Source organism: Bacillus sp. FSL R5-0439 (assembly GCF_038008805.1).
Taxonomy (GTDB): Bacteria; Bacillota; Bacilli; order Bacillales; family Bacillaceae; genus Bacillus; species Bacillus safensis.
In genome coordinates, this window is the sequence record NZ_JBBOZW010000001.1 from 1,382,581 (window position 1) to 1,403,806 (window position 21,226).

Here is a 21,226-nt window from a genome sequence, read left to right on the forward strand (position 1 = left end):
TTTTCAGTTTACAAATGGTACATATAAAGGTAAGATGACCATGGTGAAAGATTTTGATAGTTATTGAATGTATTTGATTGTTTTGTATTGATAATGTTGAAAAAAGCGATTACAATAAAGGTGCGCGCAAAATGAATACGTTTTCAAAAGGGGTGTTTGCATGTTAACACCGGAAAGACATCAACTCATTATCGACAGCTTGGAAGAAAATGATGTCATTAAAATACAGGACTTAACGATGATGACGGATGCGTCTGAATCTACAATTAGAAGAGATTTATCAGCCCTTGAAGAAAAAGGATTTCTTAAAAGGGTTCATGGAGGAGCAGCCAAGATTTCGAGTATTCGCCTTGAACCAGATGTATTTGAGAAATCTGCCAAAAACCTTCAAGAAAAGTCATTGGTAGCAGAGGCAGCGGCATCTCTTTTAAAACAGGGCGACTGTATTTATTTAGATGCTGGTACAACCACACAGCAAATGATTGAATATATCGATCCAGATCAAGATATTGTCGTGGTGACAAACGGTGTGATGCACATTGAAGCCCTCATGAGAAAAGGTATTACCTTTTACTTGATAGGCGGATCAGTGAAACATCGAACAGGAGCCATGGTTGGAGCCGCAGCTTTGACAGCGATGGAGAATTATCGTTTTGACAAAAGCTTTGTTGGGACAAATGGCATTCATCCCGAGGCGGGTTTTACAACACCTGATCCAGAGGAAGCACTCATGAAAAAAAGAGCCATGAAACAGGCGAAAAAAACCTATATCTTATCAGATGCCTCGAAGTTTGGCGAAATATCGTTTTCAACCTTTGCTAGTTTACAGGAAGCCACCATTATCACAAACGACGCAAAAGAAGATTCATTCGATAATTACCATGAAAAAACGGTTATAAAGGTAGTGAAAACATGATTTATACAGTTACTTTAAACCCATCAGTTGATTACATCGTACACGTGGAGGATTTTGCAGTCGGCGGTTTAAATCGTTCAACCTATGATCAAAAATATCCAGGTGGTAAAGGAATCAATGTCTCAAGGCTATTAAAACGTCACGGTGTTGAATCGAAAGCACTTGGATTCATTGGTGGATTTACAGGCAAATATATTCAAAATTTTTTACAGAACGAACAATTACAAACAGCCTTTCACGAGGTGTCAGAAGATACAAGGATCAATGTGAAACTAAAAACAGGTGAAGAGACAGAAATCAACGGACTCGGCCCATCTATTACTGAAGCGCAATTTGAGTCGTTTCTATCTCAATTTTCTTCATTGACTGAAGGAGATGTCGTTGTTTTAGCTGGCAGCATTCCTTCATCATTACCTCATAACACATATGAGCGTATTGCTGAAGTTTGCCGAGAGCAAGGTGTAAGAGTTGTTCTTGATATTTCTGGCGAAGCGTTAAAAAAAGCAGCAGACATGAAACCGTTCTTAATGAAGCCAAATCATCATGAACTGGGTGAAATGTTTGAGACGAGTATTTCATCAGCAGCAGAAGCCATTCCTTATGGGAAAAAGCTGTTAGAACAAGGTGCTGAGCATGTCATCGTCTCCATGGCTGGTGATGGCGCCCTCTTATTCAGTAAAGAAGGAATCTATCAGTCCAATGTTCCAAAAGGAACGCTCGTTAATTCAGTTGGAGCAGGGGATTCAGTCGTTGCAGGGTTTTTAGCCGGCGTTTCAAAAGGCCTTTCAATTGAAGAGTCATTTAAGCTTGGTGTCACTTCAGGAAGCGCTACAGCCTTTTCTGAGGAGCTTGGCACAAAAGAGCTTGTCGACACACTATTACCACAAGTAAAAGTCACACGCATTTAAAGGAGGAGTCATCATGAAAATTACAGAACTACTCACGAAGCATACCATTAAGCTTCAATTAGACAGCCAGCAGAAAGAAGCAGTCATTGAAGAGCTTGTCACTGTTTTAGATACAGCAGGCAAGTTAAATGATAAAGAGGGCTATAAAGAAGCTGTGATTAATCGTGAAAAACAGAGCTCTACTGGTATTGGTGAAGGAATTGCCATCCCGCACGCTAAAACAGCAAGTGTAAAAGAGCCTGCCATTGCATTTGGCCGCTCCACTGCTGGTGTAGATTATGAATCACTGGACGCTCAGCCGAGTCATCTTGTCTTTATGATTGCCGCAACTGAAGGCGCAAACAACACGCACTTAGAGGCACTTTCTCGTTTATCTACACTTCTTATGCGTGAAGAAATTCGAAAGCAGCTTCTTGAAGCGGCGACTGAAGATGAAATCATTGAGATCATCAATACACATGATCAAGATGATGAAGAAGAAGAGGAAGTTCAAGAAGAGCCGGCTGCAGAAGGAAAACCTGCTAAAATTTTAGCGGTAACAGCTTGCCCGACCGGCATTGCACATACATTTATGGCAGCAGATGCTTTGAAAGAAAAAGCAAAAGAAATGGGCGTTGACATTAAAGTTGAAACAAACGGCTCTGGCGGTATTAAACATGCCCTTACAGCAAAAGAAATTGAAGAAGCACCAGCCATCATTGTGGCAGCGGACAAGCAAGTTGAAATGGAACGCTTTAAAGGCAAACATGTCATTGAAGTCCCTGTAACAGCTGGTATTCGCCGTCCGCAGGAATTAATTGAAAAAGCCATCAATCAAGATGCGCCGATTTATAAAGGTTCAGGCGGCAGTTCTTCTAAAGACGAAACTGAATCATCTGGCAAAGGAAGAAGCGGATTTTACAAGCACTTAATGAGTGGTGTAAGTAACATGCTTCCATTTGTTGTCGGAGGCGGTATCTTAGTTGCGATTTCATTCTTCTGGGGTATTAACTCAGCAGATCCTAAGGATCCTTCATTTAATTCATTTGCAGCTGTCTTAAAAGGAATTGGCGGCGATAATGCGCTTGCCTTGATCGTTGCGGTATTAGCTGGATTTATTGCCATGAGTATTGCAGATCGTCCAGGTTTTGCGCCAGGTATGGTCGGTGGATTTATGGCGTCAGCAGCAGGTGCAGGGTTCTTAGGTGGACTGATTGCTGGTTTCCTAGCAGGTTACATTGTTGTACTGCTCAAAAAAGTATTCACATTCGTACCGCAGACACTCGACGGGATTAAACCGGTTCTGCTGTATCCATTGTTCGGTATTTTCTTTACAGGCATTATCATGCATTATATTGTCAACACACCAGTGAAAATGGTGATGGACGGATTAACACATTGGCTTGAATCATTAGGTACTGGAAACCTTGTTTTAATGGGTATTATTTTAGCTGGTATGATGGCAATTGATATGGGTGGCCCAATTAACAAAGCGGCTTACACATTTGGTCTTGCAATGATTGCTGCTGGCAACTATGCACCGCATGCTGCAATTATGGCAGGCGGAATGGTTCCACCACTAGGTATTGCACTTGCAACAACGATCTTTAGAAATAAGTTCTCAAAACGTGACCGTGAAGCAGGGATTACATGCTACTTCATGGGAGCAGCCTTCATCACTGAAGGGGCGATCCCATTTGCGGCGGCAGATCCTCTTCGTGTGATTCCTTCAGCTGTTATTGGTGCAGCAGTTGCTGGTGGATTAACGGAATTCTTTAGAGTGACGCTTCCTGCACCGCATGGCGGACTATTTGTTTTCTGGGTAACAAATCATCCAGTTCTTTACATCATCAGCATCTTAATCGGTGCTGTTGTGACAGCGATTTTACTGGGTATTTTGAAAAAACCGGTTCAACAAGAAGCGTAATGCAGAAGAGAAGCATCGTGAAAAACGGTGCTTCTTTTTGTTTAATCATCAGTGAATTAGGAAAAAATATCTAATTAGATGGTTGTCTTGTGAATTTTTAAATGACATATGATAAAGTAAAGTTATTCAATTCACGTTTCAAGTCTTTTAGCAGAAAGTCTTAGGAGGAAGCAGTATTTTGAACGAAGAAAACAAACAAAACGAAAATGAAATTCAATCTGATGCGAAGCAAGCCAAAACAGAGAAGAAAAGTTCACTGTTTGAATGGATCAAAGCCATTTTAATTGCACTTGCGCTCGTCTTGCTCATCCGTACATTTATATTTGAACCTTATGTGGTGGAAGGAGAGTCAATGGAACCGACACTTCATGACGGGGAAAAGCTGTTTGTTAACAAAACCATTAACTATCTCGGTGGTGTCAAACGCGGTGACATCGTGATTATTAATGGAAAAGATGGTCAGAAGATTCATTATGTCAAACGATTGATCGGCCTTCCAGGTGATACGATTGAAATGAAGGATGATACGCTTTACATTAATGGTAAAAAAGTAGATGAGCCTTATTTAAAAGAGAACAAGGCGCATGCGAAAGAGTATGAAGTGCATTTAACTGGAGATTTTGGTCCAGTGAAAGTACCGAAAAACGATTACTTTGTGATGGGGGACAATAGACTCAATTCCATGGACAGCAGAAATGGACTTGGCCTCATTGAAAAGGATCGGGTTGTCGGGACATCAGAATTTGTTTTCTTCCCGTTTGGCGACATTCGACAGACAAAATAAAAGCACCTTCTCAGAGGCAAGAGAAAGGTGCTTGAACGAGCGACCCTTACAGAAGGGTCGTTTTTAATTTGGCGTGAGCACTGTAACAATGATCACAATGGCTAGTACCGAAGCGAACACAGATCCGGTAATGGCTAATACGGATCGAAACAATCCGATTTTTTGGTTTTCTTTTCCCCGCTTTTGTAAAAAGCGTTTGGAAAAGATGTGGACCAGTGTGTAAATGAGGACAAGCCCAATATAAAGGCCAAAGTCCTTCGCATTAAAGCCTGTTGCAGATAAATAAATGCCCATAAAGAAAATCAATAAACAGTATTCCATCAGTGTGAGTAATCTCAAATCGCCCGAACTCCTTCAATCAATCATTCCCGTTTATTATACCATAATGGACAAAAAGCCTTCGTTCTTAGCGAGAGACGTTTCTATCAAACGTTATTCATGTTATACTTCATAATGATGAATGAGTGATGGAGGATTAATAAATGATTGCAGTAAATAATGTTAGTTTGCGCTTTGCTGATCGTAAACTATTTGAAGAAGTAAATATTAAATTCACTCCTGGCAACTGCTACGGATTAATTGGTGCCAATGGAGCTGGTAAATCAACGTTCCTAAAGATTCTTTCTGGAGAAATTGAGGCTCAAACGGGTGATGTTCATATGAGCCCTGGTGAGCGTTTAGCGATTTTAAAACAGAACCACTTTGAATACGAAGAGTTTGAAGTGCTGAAAGTCGTCATCATGGGTCACAAACGTTTATATGACGTGATGCAGGAGAAAGATGCGATCTATATGAAACCTGATTTCTCAGATGAAGACGGGATTCGTGCAGCCGAGCTTGAAGGTGAGTTTGCTGAATTAAACGGATGGGAAGCTGAAAGTGAAGCAGCGATTCTACTAAAGGGTCTTGGCATTCCAGAAAGCCTTCAATCGAAGAAAATGTCTGAGCTTGGCGGTTCTGAAAAGGTAAAAGTACTTTTAGCTCAAGCTTTATTTGGCAAGCCTGACGTTCTTCTTCTCGATGAGCCAACGAACCACTTGGACTTACAAGCGATCCAGTGGCTCGAAGAGTTCCTCATTAACTTTGAAAATACCGTCATCGTCGTTTCGCATGATCGTCATTTCTTAAACAAAGTATGTACACATATTGCGGACCTTGATTTCGGAAAAATCCAAGTATACGTCGGTAACTATGACTTTTGGTATGAGTCCAGCCAGTTAGCGCTGAAACTAAGCCAAGAAGCAAATAAGAAAAAAGAAGAACAAATTAAGCAGCTTCAAGAATTCGTTGCCCGGTTTAGTGCGAACGCTTCTAAATCGAAGCAAGCGACATCAAGAAAGAAATTGCTTGATAAAATCTCTTTAGACGATATTAAGCCGTCTTCACGTAAATATCCATATGTTCATTTTGCGCCAGAGCGCGAAATCGGAAATGATGTCCTTCAAGTAGAAGGTCTATCAAAAACAATTGACGGTGTGAAAGTACTTGATAATGTCAGCTTTATTATGAACCGTGAAGATAAAATTGCGTTCTTAAGTCGTAATGAGCTTGCTGTGTCCACTTTATTTAAGATCCTTGCTGGTGAAATGGAGCCAGACAGCGGATCATTTAAATGGGGTGTCACAACGTCACAAGCCTTTTTCCCGAAAGACAATAGTGAATATTTTGAAGGAAACGATGTTGATCTCGTTGATTGGCTTCGTCAATATTCTCCGAACGATCAAAGTGAGAGCTTCCTGCGTGGTTTCTTAGGACGTATGCTTTTCTCTGGGGAAGAAGTGAAGAAAAAAGCAAGTGTCTTATCAGGAGGAGAAAAGGTTCGTTGTATGTTATCAAAAATGATGCTGTCTGGAGCGAATATTTTGCTGCTGGATGAGCCAACGAACCACTTAGACCTAGAATCCATTACAGCGCTGAATAACGGCCTCATGAGCTTTAAAGGAGCAATGCTCTTCTCATCTCATGACCATCAGTTTGTTGAAACAGTCGCAAACCGAATTATCGAAGTGACGCCAAATGGCATCGTCGATAAACAAACAACATATGATGAGTTCTTATCAGATCAAGACATCCAAAAAAGACTTGAAGAGCTTTACGCATAACAAAGAAAAGACATCCATAGGATGTCTTTTTTTGATTAAATCGCCCAGTTTCCATTTCGGAAGATCGGTTCGCGTTTCCCGTCTTTTGTAATCCCGTCAATATTCATTTCCTTTGAACCAATCATGAAATCAACGTGTGTAATACTGCTGTTCACACCCGCTGCATCCAATTCTTCTCGTTTCATTTCTTTTCCGCCTTCGATATTAAACGCATATCCGCTGCCGATCGCAAGGTGATTTGATGCATTTTCATCGTAAAGTGTATTGTAATAAAGAATATTGGAGTTAGAAATTGGTGAATCATCTGGTACGAGGGCAACCTCACCTAGATAATGAGAGCCTTCATCTGTTTCAACGAGAGATTTTAAAATATCTTCGCCTTCTTTTGCTTTCACATCCACAATCCGGCCATTTTCAAAGGTTAATGAAAATTCATCAATGATGTTTCCGGCATAGCTGAGCGGCTTAGTGCTTGAGACGGTCCCATTTACACCGTCTTTTTTCGGTACGGTAAAGACTTCTTCTGTCGGCATGTTGGCCATGAACGAGACGCCGCGTTCACTTACGCTGCCAGCACCTACCCAAATATGCTGCACTGGAAGCTCAATCGTTAGGTCTGTGCCCGGTGCTTCATAATGAAGCTTATGGTAGTGACGTTCATTGAGTATTTTGACCTTTTCATTTAATGACGCATCATGCTTTTTCCAAGCCTCAACAGGATCTGCTTGATCAGCGCGTGCGACTTTAAAGATTTGATCCCACAATAAAGTGACAGCTTCTTCATCTGTATGATCAGGGAAAATCTTTTTCGCCCATTCTTTTGATGCAGCACCTACGACCGTCCAAGCGACTTTGTCAGATTGAACGTATTGACGATATGTATGTAGTGCTGAACCAGCAGCTTTTTGCTGTGCAGCGATTTTTTTCGAATCAATGCCTCGCAGAAGGTCAGGGCTTTCTGACAGGATGGTAATAAAAGCACCGCCGCGTTTTGCGATGGTTTCCATCATCTGTGCTTCCCATTCTGGGAATTGCTCAAAGACATCCTGTGGCGCATGTTCAAATTTTAAACGGGTGAGAACACCATCACTCCAGCGGATATGTACGTTTTTCGCCCCGCGCTCATACGCGTGTTTCGCGACAAGACGAACAAGGTGTGCAGATTCAGTAAATGCGGATACAACTACTTCCTGCCCCTTTTGTACATTCACACCGACTTCAACGATGGTCTTGGCATATTGATCAAGTTGTTTTTCAAATGAACTCATAAAAAACCCTCCTTTAGTCATGTTCATCATATCAGATTTATGACCGAAAAGGAAAATGGGGAGCACGCTTAAAGCCAAAATAAAAAAGCCGCTTTCGTGCGGCTTTTTTAGCGGTTCAGTTGTTTCACAGGCTGTGCATTAGAAGGCGGCATATGTGAAAACGACAGGCTCATTCCTCCTAAAATAATACCCGTTAAAATGACTGTGACAACGACCCGTTTACCTAAATCAAGCAACATGTTCTTCCTCCTTCACGTTTATCCATTTCTCACGATATGATCGAAATGACGAAAAAAGAAGTAGAACATGAAGATTATTTTAATGTTTTTTGCAATTTGTCGATGACTTCTAATGAACGACCTGTTCCAATGGCAACAGACTCAAGTGGATTAGCTGCAATATGAACTGGAACAACAATCTCTTGAGAGAGCCATTCTTGAATTCCATTTAACAGAGCGCCTCCGCCAGTTAAAATGACGCCGCGGTCTACAATATCTCCGCTTAGCTCTGGAGGGCTGTCCTCTAATGTGGCACGAATCGCTTCTAAAATATGAAGAAGTGATTCTCGCATAGCGCCTTGAATTTCATGAGAGACAAGTGTGATCGTTTTTGGCAGACCTGTCACAAGGTCGCGCCCGCGCACTTCTAATGATTCAGGCTCATGCTCAATAAGACCATACCCAATTTCCATTTTCACCTGCTCGGCAGTCCGTTCGCCGATTAATAGGTTATATTTCTTTCTGACAAACGTAATGATATCTTCATCCAGCTGATCGCCGCCAATTCGGATCGAATGACAAGAGACAACACCGCCAAATGAAATAATCGCAACTTCTGTTGTTCCGCCGCCAATATCGACTACGACGTTCGCAACAGGCTCGTCTACCGGAAGATCAGCACCGATTGCAGCTGCAACAGGTTCTTCAATTAAATGCACATGTTTTGCTCCACAGTTTTTCACAGCATCGCTGATGGCGCGGCGCTCAACAGCTGTTGATCCAGAAGGTGTACATACAACGACAGTTGGTTTTCTAAAGGTAAACCCGATATTTTTTCCTGCTTTTTTCATGATCTGTTTAAGTAAATCTGTTGTCATATCATAATCAGCGATAACACCGTCTTTCATCGGACGGATCGCAACAATTTTCCCAGGTGTTTTCCCGATCATTTCTTTTGCTTCTGATCCGACGGCAAGTACAGTCTTTGTTTCTGTATCGACTGCCACGACGGACGGTTCATTTAAAATAATTCCCTTATTTTTACTATAAACCAATATGTTAGCTGTTCCTAAATCAATTCCAATTTCGGCATTTTGAAACATGTTTTCACCCAATCTCTATTTTTGCTGTTTTAAACAATTTTACATTTAAAAGTTCAGAGGGTTGATGTCATTTGTGGGGGTTTGTGATCACCTTGAAATGAATCTGTAAAATTCAAGTATCATTTTGACAATCACAATAAATTTTCCCTTTGTTTTTTCTTTTATGAAAAAAATTTTTATAGAGGAGAAACCTTTTAAGAATCTCTTACGTCTACGATATATCAATTGGTGAAAAACAGATTGATCTTGAGCTAATGAAAGAAAGAGGGAACGAAATTGAAATCTATCGGAGTCGTAAGAAAAGTAGACGAACTAGGGCGTATTGTCATGCCAATCGAATTGAGAAGAGCACTTGATATCGCTATTAAAGACAGTATGGAATTTTTTATAGATGGAGATAAAATCGTCTTGAAAAAATATCAGCCAGAGGGTGTTTGTCTCATGACTGGTGAGATTACATCAGAGAACCATGAATACGGAAATGGTCAAATTACATTAAGCGCTGAAGGCGCAGAACTGCTGTTAAAAGAGCTGCAAGAAGCTCTTCAGCAGTAATCGAAATAGCCTGCTCTCTTCCTTTGTGCTGAGAACAGGCTATTTTTCTTTAAAAAAGTTCCTTAAAAATGCCCCATCTCCCTCAAAAAATAAGTGGAAAATGGTACAATTGACAAAGAATCTCAGGGCGGCAGGTGGAATTATTTGAACAAAACATATCAAGTGCGGATCGTGTTATCTGTTCTTGCATTTATCTTAATCATAAGCTGGGATTTCTTTTATTATCTAGGCGGCTATCAAATTAATTGGCCGCTCGATTTAGCCTTTACAGTCGTTGTGTTAGCAGGGATCTGGGTTGTCTCAGGGTATGTAGACCGCTTGACTTTGCTTGTGTCAGATCTAAATAAAAGAGAAAAAGAAGCACACGAACTGACAGAGCGGCTGAATCGAATTACAGATAACTTGCAGGAAATCGTCTTTGAAACAGATGAAAAAGGGCACATCATTTTCTTAAATCAAGCATGGAAACAAATGACCGGCTATGACATAGATGAATGTCTAGGTACGATGTACAATCAGTACTTTGATCAAGAAGAAAGAGTTATTCAGCATTTGTCATCTGTCATCAAAGAGCATAAAGATTCAGGACGGATCGAGCTCCAGCTTCTTCATAAAGAGGGAAAGAAAGTATGGGGAGACGTTCATTATAAGCTCTACTTTGATGAAGAGCACCAGTTTACTGGAGGTATAGGAACAGTTGCAGATATTACAAAACAAAAGCTGGCAAAGCTTGAGCTTGAAAGGTCAAATCAACAATTGCAAATGCAGGCGCAAAAGCTGGCCGTTGCAGGACAAATCGCCGCTGGAATCGCCCATGAAGTCAGAAATCCGCTGACCTCAGTAAACGGCTTTTTGCAGCTAATGAAAACTCAATATCCTGAAAGAACCGATTATTTTGACATTATCTTTTCCGAAATTAAACGGATTGATTTTGTTTTAAGTGAACTGCTTGTGCTGGCAAAGCCGCAGTCGGTCCATTTTCAAGAAGTTCAGCTTCATGGACTGTTAGAGCAGGTCATTACATTGCTAAAAACCAATGCAGTCCTTTCGAATATTGATCTCAAACAGCCATTTAAAAAGCAGGATGCCGGCGCTATTTTAGCAGACGCTAATCAAATGAAGCAGCTGTTCATTAATTTAATCAAAAATGCCATTGAGGCAATGCCTGAAGGCGGCAGCATATACATATCAACAGAAAAAGTGATGAACGAATGGAAAATTACCATTCAAGATGAAGGAAAAGGGATGTCTGAAGAGGATATTCAGAAAATATATGATCCTTTCTTCTCCACGAAAACAGAAGGGACGGGTCTTGGCCTCACCATCTGTGCAACGATTTTAAAAGATCATCACGGTAGGATGGATGTGGTCAGTGAGCTGGGAAAAGGTACAACTTTTCATATCTATTTACCTGTGTGTCAAAAAAGCAGACAGCAGCAAGGCGAGAGGACGTGATTTCATGAAGGCGAAAGCTTTATTTGTATATGGGACGCTTCTGCAGCATGAAGAACACCACGAGACATATATGAAAGAAAGCAGACTATTAGCTAAATCAGCTTGGATCAGCGGCAAAATCTATGATACAGGTCAAGGATACCCTGCGTGCGTTCCAGAAGAAACAAGCACAGTATATGGAGAATTGTACGAGGTAACCGCAAGCACGCTGAATAAGATAGATTTACTTGAGGAAGGGTATGACAAGCAGGTGGTCGATGTCATGACAGACCGGGGGCTGGTGGCGGCTATTACATACACTTTACCAAAACAGAAGGCATCAGCGCTGAAGGAAATCGAGACTGGCTGCTGGAAGGAATATAGACTATGGCAGCAGAGGCCGGCATCCTTCTATTATTTTGCCTATGGCTCTTGTATGGATGATGCAAGATTTAAACTGGCAGAAGTCGATCATTATTTTAAACAAATCATCGGCGGTGGTGCTCTGAACGGCTTTACAACTAGATTTACATTGGTGAGGCCTGATGGGTCAAGAGCCGATATGGTAGAAGACGGCGGAGAAACAGAGGGCGTTTTATATGAGGTTCCTTTTGAGGCCATTCGATATTTGTACAAACGAGAAGGCGTATATGAGGGCACATATCGTCCAGCTTTTGTCGATGTCAAAATAGGTGATCAAATATATGAGGACTGTTTAACCTTTCTTGTTCTTCAAAAGAGCGAAGAAATTGCTCCACCAGGTCATTACCGCAGTGAAATTGAAAAAGGAGCAGACCTCTACTTAAGTGAAGCGTTCCGTAAAAAAATTCGCTCGCATATGGATTCATTAATCAAACCGTAGTAAAATGCATGGTAAGTGAGATAAAAGGAGTCTGAACATGAAAAAGGAATATGCAGTCATTGGTCTTGGACGCTTTGGCGGAAGTATTTGCAAAGCGCTGAGCGAAGAAGGACTTGAAGTCATGGCCATGGATATGAATGAAGATCGAGTGAACGAATACGCGAAAATTGCTTCACATGCGGTCATTGGCGATTCGACAGACGAATCGGTTTTAAAAAATCTCGGTATTCGTAATTTTGATCATGTCATCGTTGCGATTGGTGAAAACATTCAGGCCAGTATTTTGACGACGATTATGCTGAAAGAGCTTGGCGTCAAAATGGTCACAGTAAAGGCGCAAAACGACTATCACGAAAAGGTACTAAATAAAATTGGGGCTGATCGCATCGTTCATCCAGAGCGAGACATGGGCAGACGAATTGCACATAAAATCATCTCCAACAACGTATTAGATTATCTTGAGCTGTCAGATGAGTACAGCCTCATTGAAATCGTTGCCAACAGCAGGCTTGCAGGGCATTCTCTTTTAGATCTCGATATTAGAGCGAGATATGGCATTAATATTGTGGCGATAAAGCGTGGGAAAGAAGTGATTGTTTCACCACTCGCAGATGAAATGATTCAAAAAGAAGATATTCTCATTGTCATCGGGGCAGTAGCCGATATTGGACGCTTTGAAAAACGAGAAATGCAGAACGATTATTAAACACTCCGGAGCGGGGTGTTTTTTTATATTGTTGTGTACACACAGGACGGACAGTGAGGAGAGAAGAAGACACTAAAAAAGGGCTATTTTGTTCTGCATTAACAGCAAAAGCTAATCATCATATTTTTCGTGCAATTATCACTATTCAGAAATAAAAATCAGCCTTTTTATCTGGATGATTTTCTCTAAATGTCATTGACTGGGCAAACAGATTCGTTTACGATAAGAAACATTATATTGTTTACTTGGAGGAGGCAGTGTCGTTGGATAAGGAGCTTTTCAGACATCAAATTGAAGTAGCTGCAAAGAGAAAAAAAGCAGCCCTAGTGATTAAACATGCGAAGGTTATGGACGTGTTTAACCAGGAATGGATAGACGCTGATGTCGCTGTTGAAAATGGACAAATAGTAGGGATTGGAGAGTACGAGGGAGAACAGGAGCTGGATGCAGCAGGTCAAATGCTTGTACCCGGTTTTATTGATGGCCACGTTCATATCGAGTCCTCTATGGTGACCCCTGCTGAATTCTCCAAAGCTGTCGTCCCGCACGGTGTGACAACTGTCGTAACAGACCCGCATGAAATTGCCAATGTGTCAGGGATCTCAGGCATCCGTTTTATGCTGGAAGAAGCGAGAAAAGCTGCCTTAAATATTTATTTCATGCTGCCATCCTGCGTACCGGCAGTCAGTTTTGAACGATCAGGTGCTGTCTTAAAAGCGAAAGATTTAAAGCCTTTGTATCAAGAGAAAGATGTTCTTGGTCTTGCTGAGGTGATGGATTACGTCGGTGTAGAGCAGGCAGAAGAAGATATGCTTCAAAAGCTGCTTGATGCACAAAACGAACATAAACTGATTGATGGCCATCTAGCAGGCTTAACAGACCGATTAATAAACGTTTACCGCACAGCGAGTGTCCAAACAGATCATGAGGTAACAACAGCCAGCGAAGCCCTTGAACGTGTAAAACGAGGCATGTATGTCATGCTAAGAGAAGGCTCTGTTGCCAAAAACGTGAAAAACGTTTTACCAGCTGTGAATGAAAAGAATGCGAGACGCTTTTTCTTTTGTACCGATGATAAACATTTAGATGATTTAATGTCGGAGGGAAGTATTGACGAACAAGTACGTATGTCTATAAAAGAAGGGTTAGACCCATTTTTAGCGTATCAAATGGGAAGTTTAAATGCAGCAGAGTGTTTTGGCCTCAAAACAAAGGGAGCCATTGCGCCAGGCTTTGATGCTGATTTTATGCTCGTCTCTGATCTTCATCAAGTCGACATCACCAGCGTATTTATTGCAGGAGAATTGGTGGCGCAGCATGGAGAGTACAAGCCAGGTGTCGAAAAAATTGTACCGAGTCCAGCATTATTACAATCTGTTCATACTATAGACGTTCAAGAGCAAGATCTGGCACTGCCTATCACAGCTCATCAAAAAATGAATGTGATCCGCATTATTCCGAATCAGCTAGAAACAAAATTAGAACAAGTCTCTCCTTCAGAAACGAACGGACAATTCACTAGTGATACAGAAAGAGATGTATTAAAAATGGTGCTTGTCGAACGCCATCAAGGCTTATCTGAAATGGGGATAGGGGTTGTCAGCGGCTTTGGATTAGAAAAGGGCGCAATTGCAACAACGGTTGCGCATGATTCTCACAATTTAATTGCGGTTGGCACAAATGATGCTGATATCGTAAAAGCCATTGACGTGTTAAAAGAAGCAGGCGGCGGTTTGACTGTTGTCAAAAATGGCGAGTCTCTTCATACGCTGCCATTACCGATCTCTGGTTTACTTTCAGATCAGCCGGCACATCTTGTAAATGAAAGCCTTCATGCACTCCATGAAGCGTTAAAAGAAACAGGCTTTACTTTAGATTTTAACCCATTTTTGACGCTGTCCTTCTTGGCACTCCCAGTCATTCCTGATGTGAAAATGACGACAAAGGGTTTGTTTGATGTCAGAAGCTTTCAGCATCTCCCAATTCAATCATAAAAAAGAGAAACCGCATATGTATATATGCGGTTTTTTCAATGAATGGTGAAAAAAAGAGACACAGCCAAGCGGCTTGTGTCTCTTTTTTGTGATTACACTTCCATAATAATCGGTAAGATCATTGGACGGCGTCTTGTTTTTTCATAAAGGAAAGGTGCAAGAGTGTCAGTAATTTCGTTCTTGATTTCAGACCACTGAGTTGTCTTACGTTCCATTACTTTTTCAAGATGCTTTGAAATTAAATCCTGTGCATCGTTGATAAGGTCTCCAGATTCTCTCATGTAGACAAAACCTCTTGAGATCAAATCAGGTCCAGCAGAGATTTTGAATTCTTTCATGTCCATGCTGACGACTACAATGACAAGACCCTCTTCAGAAAGAATGCGGCGGTCTCTTAAAACGATGTTTCCGATATCGCCAATACCGCTTCCATCGATATACACGTTGCCTGATGGAATTTTGCCAGCGACACTTGCTTCGTCACCTTTCAGTGCAAGAACTTCACCGTTATCCATGATAAAGCAGTTTTCCTCAGGGATGCCGCAGTCATTCGCAAGCTTGATATGCGTTTTTTGCATGCGGTATTCACCGTGAATCGGCATAAAGAATTTTGGTTTAATTAAACGGAGCATCAGTTTTTGTTCTTCTTGTCCGCCGTGACCAGATGTATGAATATTATTAAGCGAGCCATGAATGACCTCAGCGCCTGCACGATAAAGCTGGTTAATGGTGCGGCTTACGCTAATATTGTTACCTGGAATTGGTGAAGATGAGAAGACAACAGTGTCTCCAGGGTTAATCGAAATCTGGCGGTGAGTACCGTTCGCAATACGAGAAAGAGCTGCCATCGGTTCACCCTGGCTACCAGTACAAAGAATGGTTACTTTGTTTGCTGGAAGGCGGTTGATTTCATTATGTTCGATAAACGTGTTTTTTGGACATTTAATATAGCCAAGATCTTGTCCAATATCAATAGCAGACTCCATACTGCGTCCAAATACAGCGACTTTTCTGCCGTTGGCAACAGCAGACTCAATCACTTGCTGAAGTCTGTGAATGTTTGAAGCAAACGTGGCAAAGATGATACGTCCGTCGACTTTTCTAAAGATGTCATCAATGCTTTCACCTACACGTCTTTCAGACATCGTAAATTCTGGGATTTCACTGTTTGTACTATCAGATAAAAGACAAAGTACGCCTTCTTTTCCGATCTCAGCCATTTTGGTTAAATTGGCAGGCTCGCCAACAGGAGTAAAGTCAAACTTGAAATCACCTGTATGTACGATGTTCCCAGGAGGTGTCTTGACGACAATTCCATAAGAATCTGGAATACTGTGTGTCGTTCTAAAGAAAGACACAGCTGTTTTTCTAAATTTAATGGTATCTTCTTCTTCAAAAATGTGAAGTTTTGTTTGTCTCAAGAGACCATGCTCTTCCAATTTATTACGAAGTAGGCCGATTGCGAGTTTGCCGCCGTAAACTGGAATATTCACTTGCTTGAGAAGGTAAGGGATACCGCCGATGTGATCTTCATGTCCGTGAGTGATGAAAAGACCTTTGATTTTATCTTCGTTTTTAACTAAGTACGTATAGTCAGGGATGACGTAGTCAATTCCAAGAAGCTCATCTTCAGGAAACTTAATACCAGCATCAATTAAAATGATTTCATCTTGAAATTGAACGCCATACGTGTTTTTACCGATCTCGCCTAAACCGCCGAGCGCAAAAACTGCCGCCTGATCGTTTTTTACAAATTTCATTCCTCTCATAGCTCCAATACTTTAAAATTTTCACTTTCTCGTTCATAGTCTAAAAAAGCACCGTCTACAGGCTGAATGAATTCAATGTTGTAGTTATGTTTTTTCAACTTATCGCGTACGTCTCTTTCAGAAACCGCTTCAACGTATAGTGAATCTGTGTGTTCTCTTACAGGTACCTCAGTAGTACTTGCCTGAAAAAATACCTTATATATCATCCAAATCTCTCCTTAAATACCGTATGTTACACTCGCTTATTCTATTATATTAAAAAAACGCGCATAAGAAAAGTCTCTGAGAAAAAAGGACCTTCGGCAAATGTGCGAAAGATCCCTTTAAGCAATCGATTTTTTACGAAGCATGTCCTTCCATTGTCTTCGAATTTTCTTGCGCAGACGACGAAGCATCACAGGCCGCCTCCTTTCGGTTTAAAGTAAGCTTAAACAGCGTATTCCGCTCTCTCTATATACTTGTATTATATGATGTTTCCAATGAATGTTACATGGATATATGTGGGAAAATAGGCGTTTTCAAAAGGATTTGGTTTCGAAAGCGGAAATCTTTCTGTATGATGAAAGGGAGTGTGTATACATAACAAAGGACAGGAGGGCGAGATATGAATAAAAAAGTCATCTTCTTTGATATCGACGGTACTTTATATGACCATGATAAAAATATACCTGAGTCAACGAAGCGAGCGGTTCATTTATTAAAAGAAAAAGGTCATCATCTCTTTATTGCATCTGGGCGTTCTCCTTTTCTGATTCAGCCCATTTTAGAAGAATTAGGGCTTGACTCATTCATTGCTTATAACGGTCAGTATGTCATGTATGAGGGAGATGTTATTTACGGTAATCCGCTGAAGCAGGAGCTGATGGAGCGGATTTATGAGACAGCGGATCGTCATGATCATCCGCTTGTTTTTATGGGAGAAGAAACGATGAAGGCGTCTGTGCCGAACCATCCGTTTATCCATGAAGGAATCGGTACTTTAAAAACAGAGCATCCTGAGCACGATTTGTCTTTCTTTAAAGAAAACGACATTTTTCAAATGCTGTTATTTTGTAAGGCAGAAGAGGAAGAGCAATATAAGGCATTCTACAATGAGATTGACCTTGTCAGATGGCATGAGCTGTCAACAGATGTTCTGCCAAAAGGCGGATCAAAAGCTGAAGGCATCAAACGAGTCATCGAAAGACTTCCTTACGATCAAAAGGATACCATTGCCTTTGGAGACGGACTGAACGATAGAGAAATGATTTCGTTTGCTGGAACAGGCGTTGCGATGGGAAATGCTGTGAGTGAACTGAAAGCATTGGCTGATTTTGTGACAAAGCCAGTAGATGAGGACGGCATATTCCATGCAGTGACCCATCTTGGCCTTATTGAAGAATAAAAAAGAAGACCCTTAGATGTGGGGTCTTCTTTTTTATGTTATGATCTGCCGATCGCAACAGAGTTTTCTGGCTCAGCGAAAGGCTGATCCTTTTGAATATGATCATAAAACATAATGCCATTTAAATGGTCAATTTCATGCTGAAAGACAATAGCAGGGAATCCTTTTAGACGGATATCAATGTCCTCTCCTTCAAGCGTTGTGGCCTTGACCCTGATTTTTTGATATCGAGGAACAAATCCAGGGATGGCTTCATCAACTGATAAGCAGCCTTCACCAGTAGCTAAATAAGCTCTTTTGACTGAATGACTGACAATACGCGGGTTGAACAGAGCATAGCTGTATTCTTCTCCGTCTTCATCCTCACAATGAACTGCGATCATCCGTTTACTAATATTGATCTGCGGAGCAGCTAATCCAACGCCGGGTCTTAGTCCGTATTTTTCAGCAATATCAGCATCCTGACTGTTTTTGACGAATTCGATCATGTCAGCTAATTGCTGTTTTTCCTCCTCTGTCGGCGGGAGCTCGACCGCTTCAGCTGTTTGTCTTAAGACGGGATGTCCGTCCCTTACGATATCATCCATGGTAATCACAAAACTTCACTCCTATTTCCTTTGTATGTAAAGTATATAAAATGATACACAACATATGCAATGAAATAAAGAAGACCGGTCCTTTGAGACCGGTCAGAGGCTTAAACAGCCTTAGCAGCAGCCACCGCCGCCTAAGAATGCTGCGCCAACGATGATTAATAGGATGAAAAGCACAACGATTAAAGCGAATGTACGTCCGCCGCCGTATCCGCATCCGTATCCACCGCCATAACTTGGGTAACAACAGCCGCCGCCGTATCCATACCCGTAACCGCCGTATCCACCATACATACTTCCATGACTATAATTAGACATACTTTTGACCTCCTTTGGAAATACACTCGGCCTTTCATAAGTGAAGGCGAAGCGTGTAATATAAACTATGTATGAATGCACTATTTGTATAGTCATGAGCCTATTGCTTGAAAAAAATCTTCTCCGTCTCATCAGATTTATCTCTTTCCTTGTCACAAACGCCTATAAAAATTATAGTGGTATGTGGAGATGTAAAGGGGGACCTTGTGATGAGACAGATGAAAAGAAGCATGAAAGCAGGTGCTGCTTTAGCGGGGATATGTACCCTTTTGCTGACAGGATGCGGAGGTCAAAATCCATTCAATGACATGCAGGATGCGATGACGAAAATGAGTGAAAAAGAAGCTTCCTTCGAAAAAGAGCAAGGTACACTGCAAAGCTATGAGAAAAAAGAGCAGAAGCTGTATACAAAAATGATTCAAACAACAAAGGACCATACAAAAACAGTGTCAAGCCTTTCTGATCAGGCATTAGCATCGGCAGCGAAACGAGAAGAACATTTAAAAACAGAAAAAGACAGCATGGATGAATCGAAAAAAGAATTGAATACGGTAAAGGAATCTGCCGCACGATTGCAAGATGCCGAGTTAAAAGAGAAAGCAGATCAAACAGTCAAATCGATCGAGAAACGATATGCATCATATGATCAGCTATACAAGGAGTATCAAAAGGCGCTGAAACAAGATCAGCATTTGTATCAATCTTTAAAGAAAAAGGATCTAGGATATGAAGAGCTGAAGTCTAAGCTGAAGACCGTCAATCGTTCATATAGCAAAGTCAGAAAAGAAAGTAAGAAGTTCAATCGATATACAGATCAATTGAATGATCATAAAAAGGCTTTGTATAGAGCAGCAGAACAAGAGTCAAAAAAGAGCTGAAAAACAGCTCTTTTTTTATTTTTCGACAAAAACAAACATTTTCTATTGTAGTACAGTAGTACACTCTATACTAGTACAGATTAGGTTGTTTGTTAAACAGATTGATACAGTTCACCATAAAAAGTAAAGCGAATACATTTATTTAAATAAAGCCGTTAAATCAATTGACGGACTATTTTTCTTGTTGTAAACTATTCCTTGTTAACAGAAGTTGTATTAGTTTTTTGTGAACTATCGTTAATACAGTTAGAAGGACTCAAAAAAGAGTGGTCAACCTATGTTTCGACAACGATCTTAGTGGCTATTATATACAGGAGTCATATGAGTATTTTGGGTTATCCTATATCTGTATGTATAAATGGATTCACGACAAATGGACTGTTAAAAGAAAGGAAGAGGTGACTTTAGAATGGCTGCAAAAACAAAAAAAGCAATTGTTGATAGCAAAAAGCAATTTGATGCCATCAAAAAGCAGTTTGAAACGTTTCAAATTTTAAACGAAAAAGGCGAAGTCGTAAACGAAGCGGCAATGCCGGATCTTTCAGATGACCAATTAAAAGAATTAATGCGCCGTATGGTGTTTACACGTGTATTAGATCAACGTTCAATTTCATTGAACCGTCAAGGACGTCTTGGCTTCTATGCGCCAACAGCTGGACAAGAGGCTTCTCAGCTTGCAACTCACTTTGCACTTGAGAAAGAAGATTTCATTCTTCCAGGATATCGTGATGTACCACAATTAATCTGGCATGGTCTTCCGCTAACAAAAGCATTCTTGTTCTCTCGCGGACACTTTGTTGGTAACCAAATGCCTGATGATGTGAATGCACTTTCACCGCAAATCATTATCGGTGCACAAATCATTCAAGCTGCTGGTGTAGCTCTTGGTTTGAAAAAGCGCGGTAAAAAAGCTGTTGCAATCACTTACACTGGTGACGGTGGAGCTTCACAAGGTGATTTCTACGAAGGTATTAACTTTGCAGGGGCTTACAAAGCGCCAGCGATTTTTGTTGTCCAAAACAACAGATATGCGATCTCTACACCTGTTGAAAAGCAGTCTGCTGCACAAACAATTGCACAAAAAGCAGCTGCAGCTGGTATCGTAGGCGTACAAGTTGACGGTATGGATGCATTAGCTGTTTATGCAGCAACTGCTGAAGCTCGTGAGCGCGCTGTAAATGGTGAAGGTCCAACATTAATCGAAACTCTTACATTCCGTTACGGCCCACATACAATGGCTGGTGACGATCCAACAAGATATCGTACAAAAGAAGATGAAAACGAGTGGGAGCAAAAAGATCCATTGGTACGCTACCGCAAATTCTTGGAAAACAAAGGCCTATGGTCTGAAGAAGAAGAGAATAAAGTGATCGAAGATGCAAAAGAACAAATCAAACAAGCGATCAAAGAAGCTGACGAACAGCCTAAGCAAAAAGTCACTGACTTGATTGAAAACATGTACGATGTGAAACCATTCAACTTAGTTGAACAGCTTGAAATTTACAAACAGAAGGAGTCGAAGTAAGCC

The 21,226-nt window shown here is 41.0% G+C and carries 21 protein-coding genes; 13 read left to right on the top strand and 8 right to left on the bottom strand.

All coding sequences use genetic code 11. The features are described 5' to 3' along the window. The first annotated feature begins 160 nt into the window (after positions 1-160). The 4 genes from NST59_RS06995 to lepB all read left to right on the top strand — a co-directional run bounded on the left by NST59_RS06995 (position 161) and on the right by lepB (position 4,514). A complete protein-coding gene (locus NST59_RS06995; protein WP_039178192.1) occupies positions 161-916 on the top strand; it encodes a DeoR/GlpR family DNA-binding transcription regulator in 756 nt (251 codons plus the stop codon). Next, entirely contained in the window at positions 913-1,824 is a 912-nt protein-coding gene (pfkB, locus tag NST59_RS07000; RefSeq protein WP_039178195.1) for a 1-phosphofructokinase, read from the top strand. The genes NST59_RS06995 and pfkB overlap by 4 nt, the downstream gene beginning before the upstream one ends. A gap of 13 nt (positions 1,825-1,837) precedes the next feature. Continuing rightward, positions 1,838-3,730, top strand: a complete 1,893-nt coding sequence (locus NST59_RS07005) for a PTS fructose transporter subunit IIABC (protein WP_058837767.1) — start codon at positions 1,838-1,840, stop codon at positions 3,728-3,730. Between the two features lie 211 nt (positions 3,731-3,941). Further along, on the top strand, positions 3,942-4,514 hold the full coding sequence (gene lepB, locus NST59_RS07010) for a signal peptidase I (protein WP_029706712.1): 573 nt from the start codon (positions 3,942-3,944) through the stop codon (positions 4,512-4,514). A gap of 63 nt (positions 4,515-4,577) precedes the next feature. Here the strand turns inward: lepB and NST59_RS07015 are convergent, their stop codons facing one another. Continuing rightward, complete coding sequence (locus tag NST59_RS07015; RefSeq protein WP_041084975.1) at positions 4,578-4,853, bottom strand: hypothetical protein; 276 nt, start codon at positions 4,851-4,853, stop codon at positions 4,578-4,580. Between the two features lie 143 nt (positions 4,854-4,996). Between NST59_RS07015 and NST59_RS07020 the strand changes: the two genes are divergently transcribed. Next, on the top strand, positions 4,997-6,616 hold the full coding sequence (locus tag NST59_RS07020) for an ABC-F family ATP-binding cassette domain-containing protein (RefSeq protein WP_041084974.1): 1,620 nt from the start codon (positions 4,997-4,999) through the stop codon (positions 6,614-6,616). Between the two features lie 35 nt (positions 6,617-6,651). On the opposite strand, the gene NST59_RS07025 is transcribed toward NST59_RS07020, so the two are convergent. The 3 genes from NST59_RS07025 to mreBH all read right to left on the bottom strand — a co-directional run bounded on the left by NST59_RS07025 (position 6,652) and on the right by mreBH (position 9,205). Continuing rightward, positions 6,652-7,884, bottom strand: a complete 1,233-nt coding sequence (locus NST59_RS07025) for an aminopeptidase (RefSeq protein ID WP_058837765.1) — start codon at positions 7,882-7,884, stop codon at positions 6,652-6,654. Between the two features lie 107 nt (positions 7,885-7,991). Further along, positions 7,992-8,123, bottom strand: a complete 132-nt coding sequence (locus tag NST59_RS07030) for a protein YkpC (RefSeq protein WP_003210922.1) — start codon at positions 8,121-8,123, stop codon at positions 7,992-7,994. A 74-nt stretch (positions 8,124-8,197) separates the two neighbouring features. Beyond that, positions 8,198-9,205, bottom strand: coding sequence for a rod-share determining protein MreBH (gene mreBH / locus NST59_RS07035; RefSeq protein WP_024424745.1), 1,008 nt, complete (start codon positions 9,203-9,205; stop codon positions 8,198-8,200). A gap of 276 nt (positions 9,206-9,481) precedes the next feature. Here mreBH and NST59_RS07040 point away from each other — a divergent pair, with 276 nt between their 5' ends. The 5 genes from NST59_RS07040 (at position 9,482) to ade (ending at position 14,756) form a co-directional block, all read left to right on the top strand. Then, complete coding sequence (locus tag NST59_RS07040; protein ID WP_017359400.1) at positions 9,482-9,760, top strand: AbrB/MazE/SpoVT family DNA-binding domain-containing protein; 279 nt, start codon at positions 9,482-9,484, stop codon at positions 9,758-9,760. Positions 9,761-9,904: 144 nt separating this feature from the next. Further along, entirely contained in the window at positions 9,905-11,215 is a 1,311-nt protein-coding gene (locus NST59_RS07045) for an ATP-binding protein (protein ID WP_058837764.1), read from the top strand. Positions 11,216-11,219: 4 nt separating this feature from the next. Then, complete coding sequence (locus tag NST59_RS07050) at positions 11,220-12,056, top strand: gamma-glutamylcyclotransferase (RefSeq protein WP_144490616.1); 837 nt, start codon at positions 11,220-11,222, stop codon at positions 12,054-12,056. A gap of 37 nt (positions 12,057-12,093) precedes the next feature. Further along, on the top strand, positions 12,094-12,762 hold the full coding sequence (locus NST59_RS07055; protein WP_008345123.1) for a potassium channel family protein: 669 nt from the start codon (positions 12,094-12,096) through the stop codon (positions 12,760-12,762). Between the two features lie 263 nt (positions 12,763-13,025). Then, a complete protein-coding gene (ade, locus tag NST59_RS07060) occupies positions 13,026-14,756 on the top strand; it encodes an adenine deaminase (protein ID WP_144490615.1) in 1,731 nt (576 codons plus the stop codon). A gap of 92 nt (positions 14,757-14,848) precedes the next feature. On the opposite strand, the gene rnjA is transcribed toward ade, so the two are convergent. After that, positions 14,849-16,516 carry a ribonuclease J1 gene (rnjA, locus tag NST59_RS07065; protein ID WP_012009818.1) on the bottom strand — a complete coding sequence of 556 codons (1,668 nt, stop codon included), beginning with the start codon at positions 16,514-16,516 and terminating at the stop codon, positions 14,849-14,851. Positions 16,517-16,521: 5 nt separating this feature from the next. Next, positions 16,522-16,731, bottom strand: a complete 210-nt coding sequence (locus tag NST59_RS07070; RefSeq protein ID WP_008345114.1) for a DNA-dependent RNA polymerase subunit epsilon — start codon at positions 16,729-16,731, stop codon at positions 16,522-16,524. A gap of 398 nt (positions 16,732-17,129) precedes the next feature. Between NST59_RS07070 and NST59_RS07075 the strand changes: the two genes are divergently transcribed. After that, positions 17,130-17,909 carry a Cof-type HAD-IIB family hydrolase gene (locus NST59_RS07075; protein ID WP_059377010.1) on the top strand — a complete coding sequence of 260 codons (780 nt, stop codon included), beginning with the start codon at positions 17,130-17,132 and terminating at the stop codon, positions 17,907-17,909. Positions 17,910-17,947: 38 nt separating this feature from the next. On the opposite strand, the gene def is transcribed toward NST59_RS07075, so the two are convergent. Beyond that, the gene (gene def, locus NST59_RS07080; protein ID WP_024424751.1) at positions 17,948-18,505 is read right to left on the bottom strand and encodes a peptide deformylase; all 558 of its coding nucleotides are present in this window, start codon (positions 18,503-18,505) and stop codon (positions 17,948-17,950) included. A 111-nt stretch (positions 18,506-18,616) separates the two neighbouring features. Further along, positions 18,617-18,796, bottom strand: coding sequence for a YjcZ family sporulation protein (locus NST59_RS07085; RefSeq protein WP_026050085.1), 180 nt, complete (start codon positions 18,794-18,796; stop codon positions 18,617-18,619). A gap of 233 nt (positions 18,797-19,029) precedes the next feature. Here NST59_RS07085 and NST59_RS07090 point away from each other — a divergent pair, with 233 nt between their 5' ends. Together NST59_RS07090 and pdhA are read left to right on the top strand one after the other, a co-directional pair. Then, entirely contained in the window at positions 19,030-19,698 is a 669-nt protein-coding gene (locus NST59_RS07090) for a YkyA family protein (RefSeq protein WP_144490614.1), read from the top strand. A gap of 409 nt (positions 19,699-20,107) precedes the next feature. After that, entirely contained in the window at positions 20,108-21,223 is a 1,116-nt protein-coding gene (pdhA, locus tag NST59_RS07095) for a pyruvate dehydrogenase (acetyl-transferring) E1 component subunit alpha (protein ID WP_039178223.1), read from the top strand. Positions 21,224-21,226: the final 3 nt, after the last annotated feature.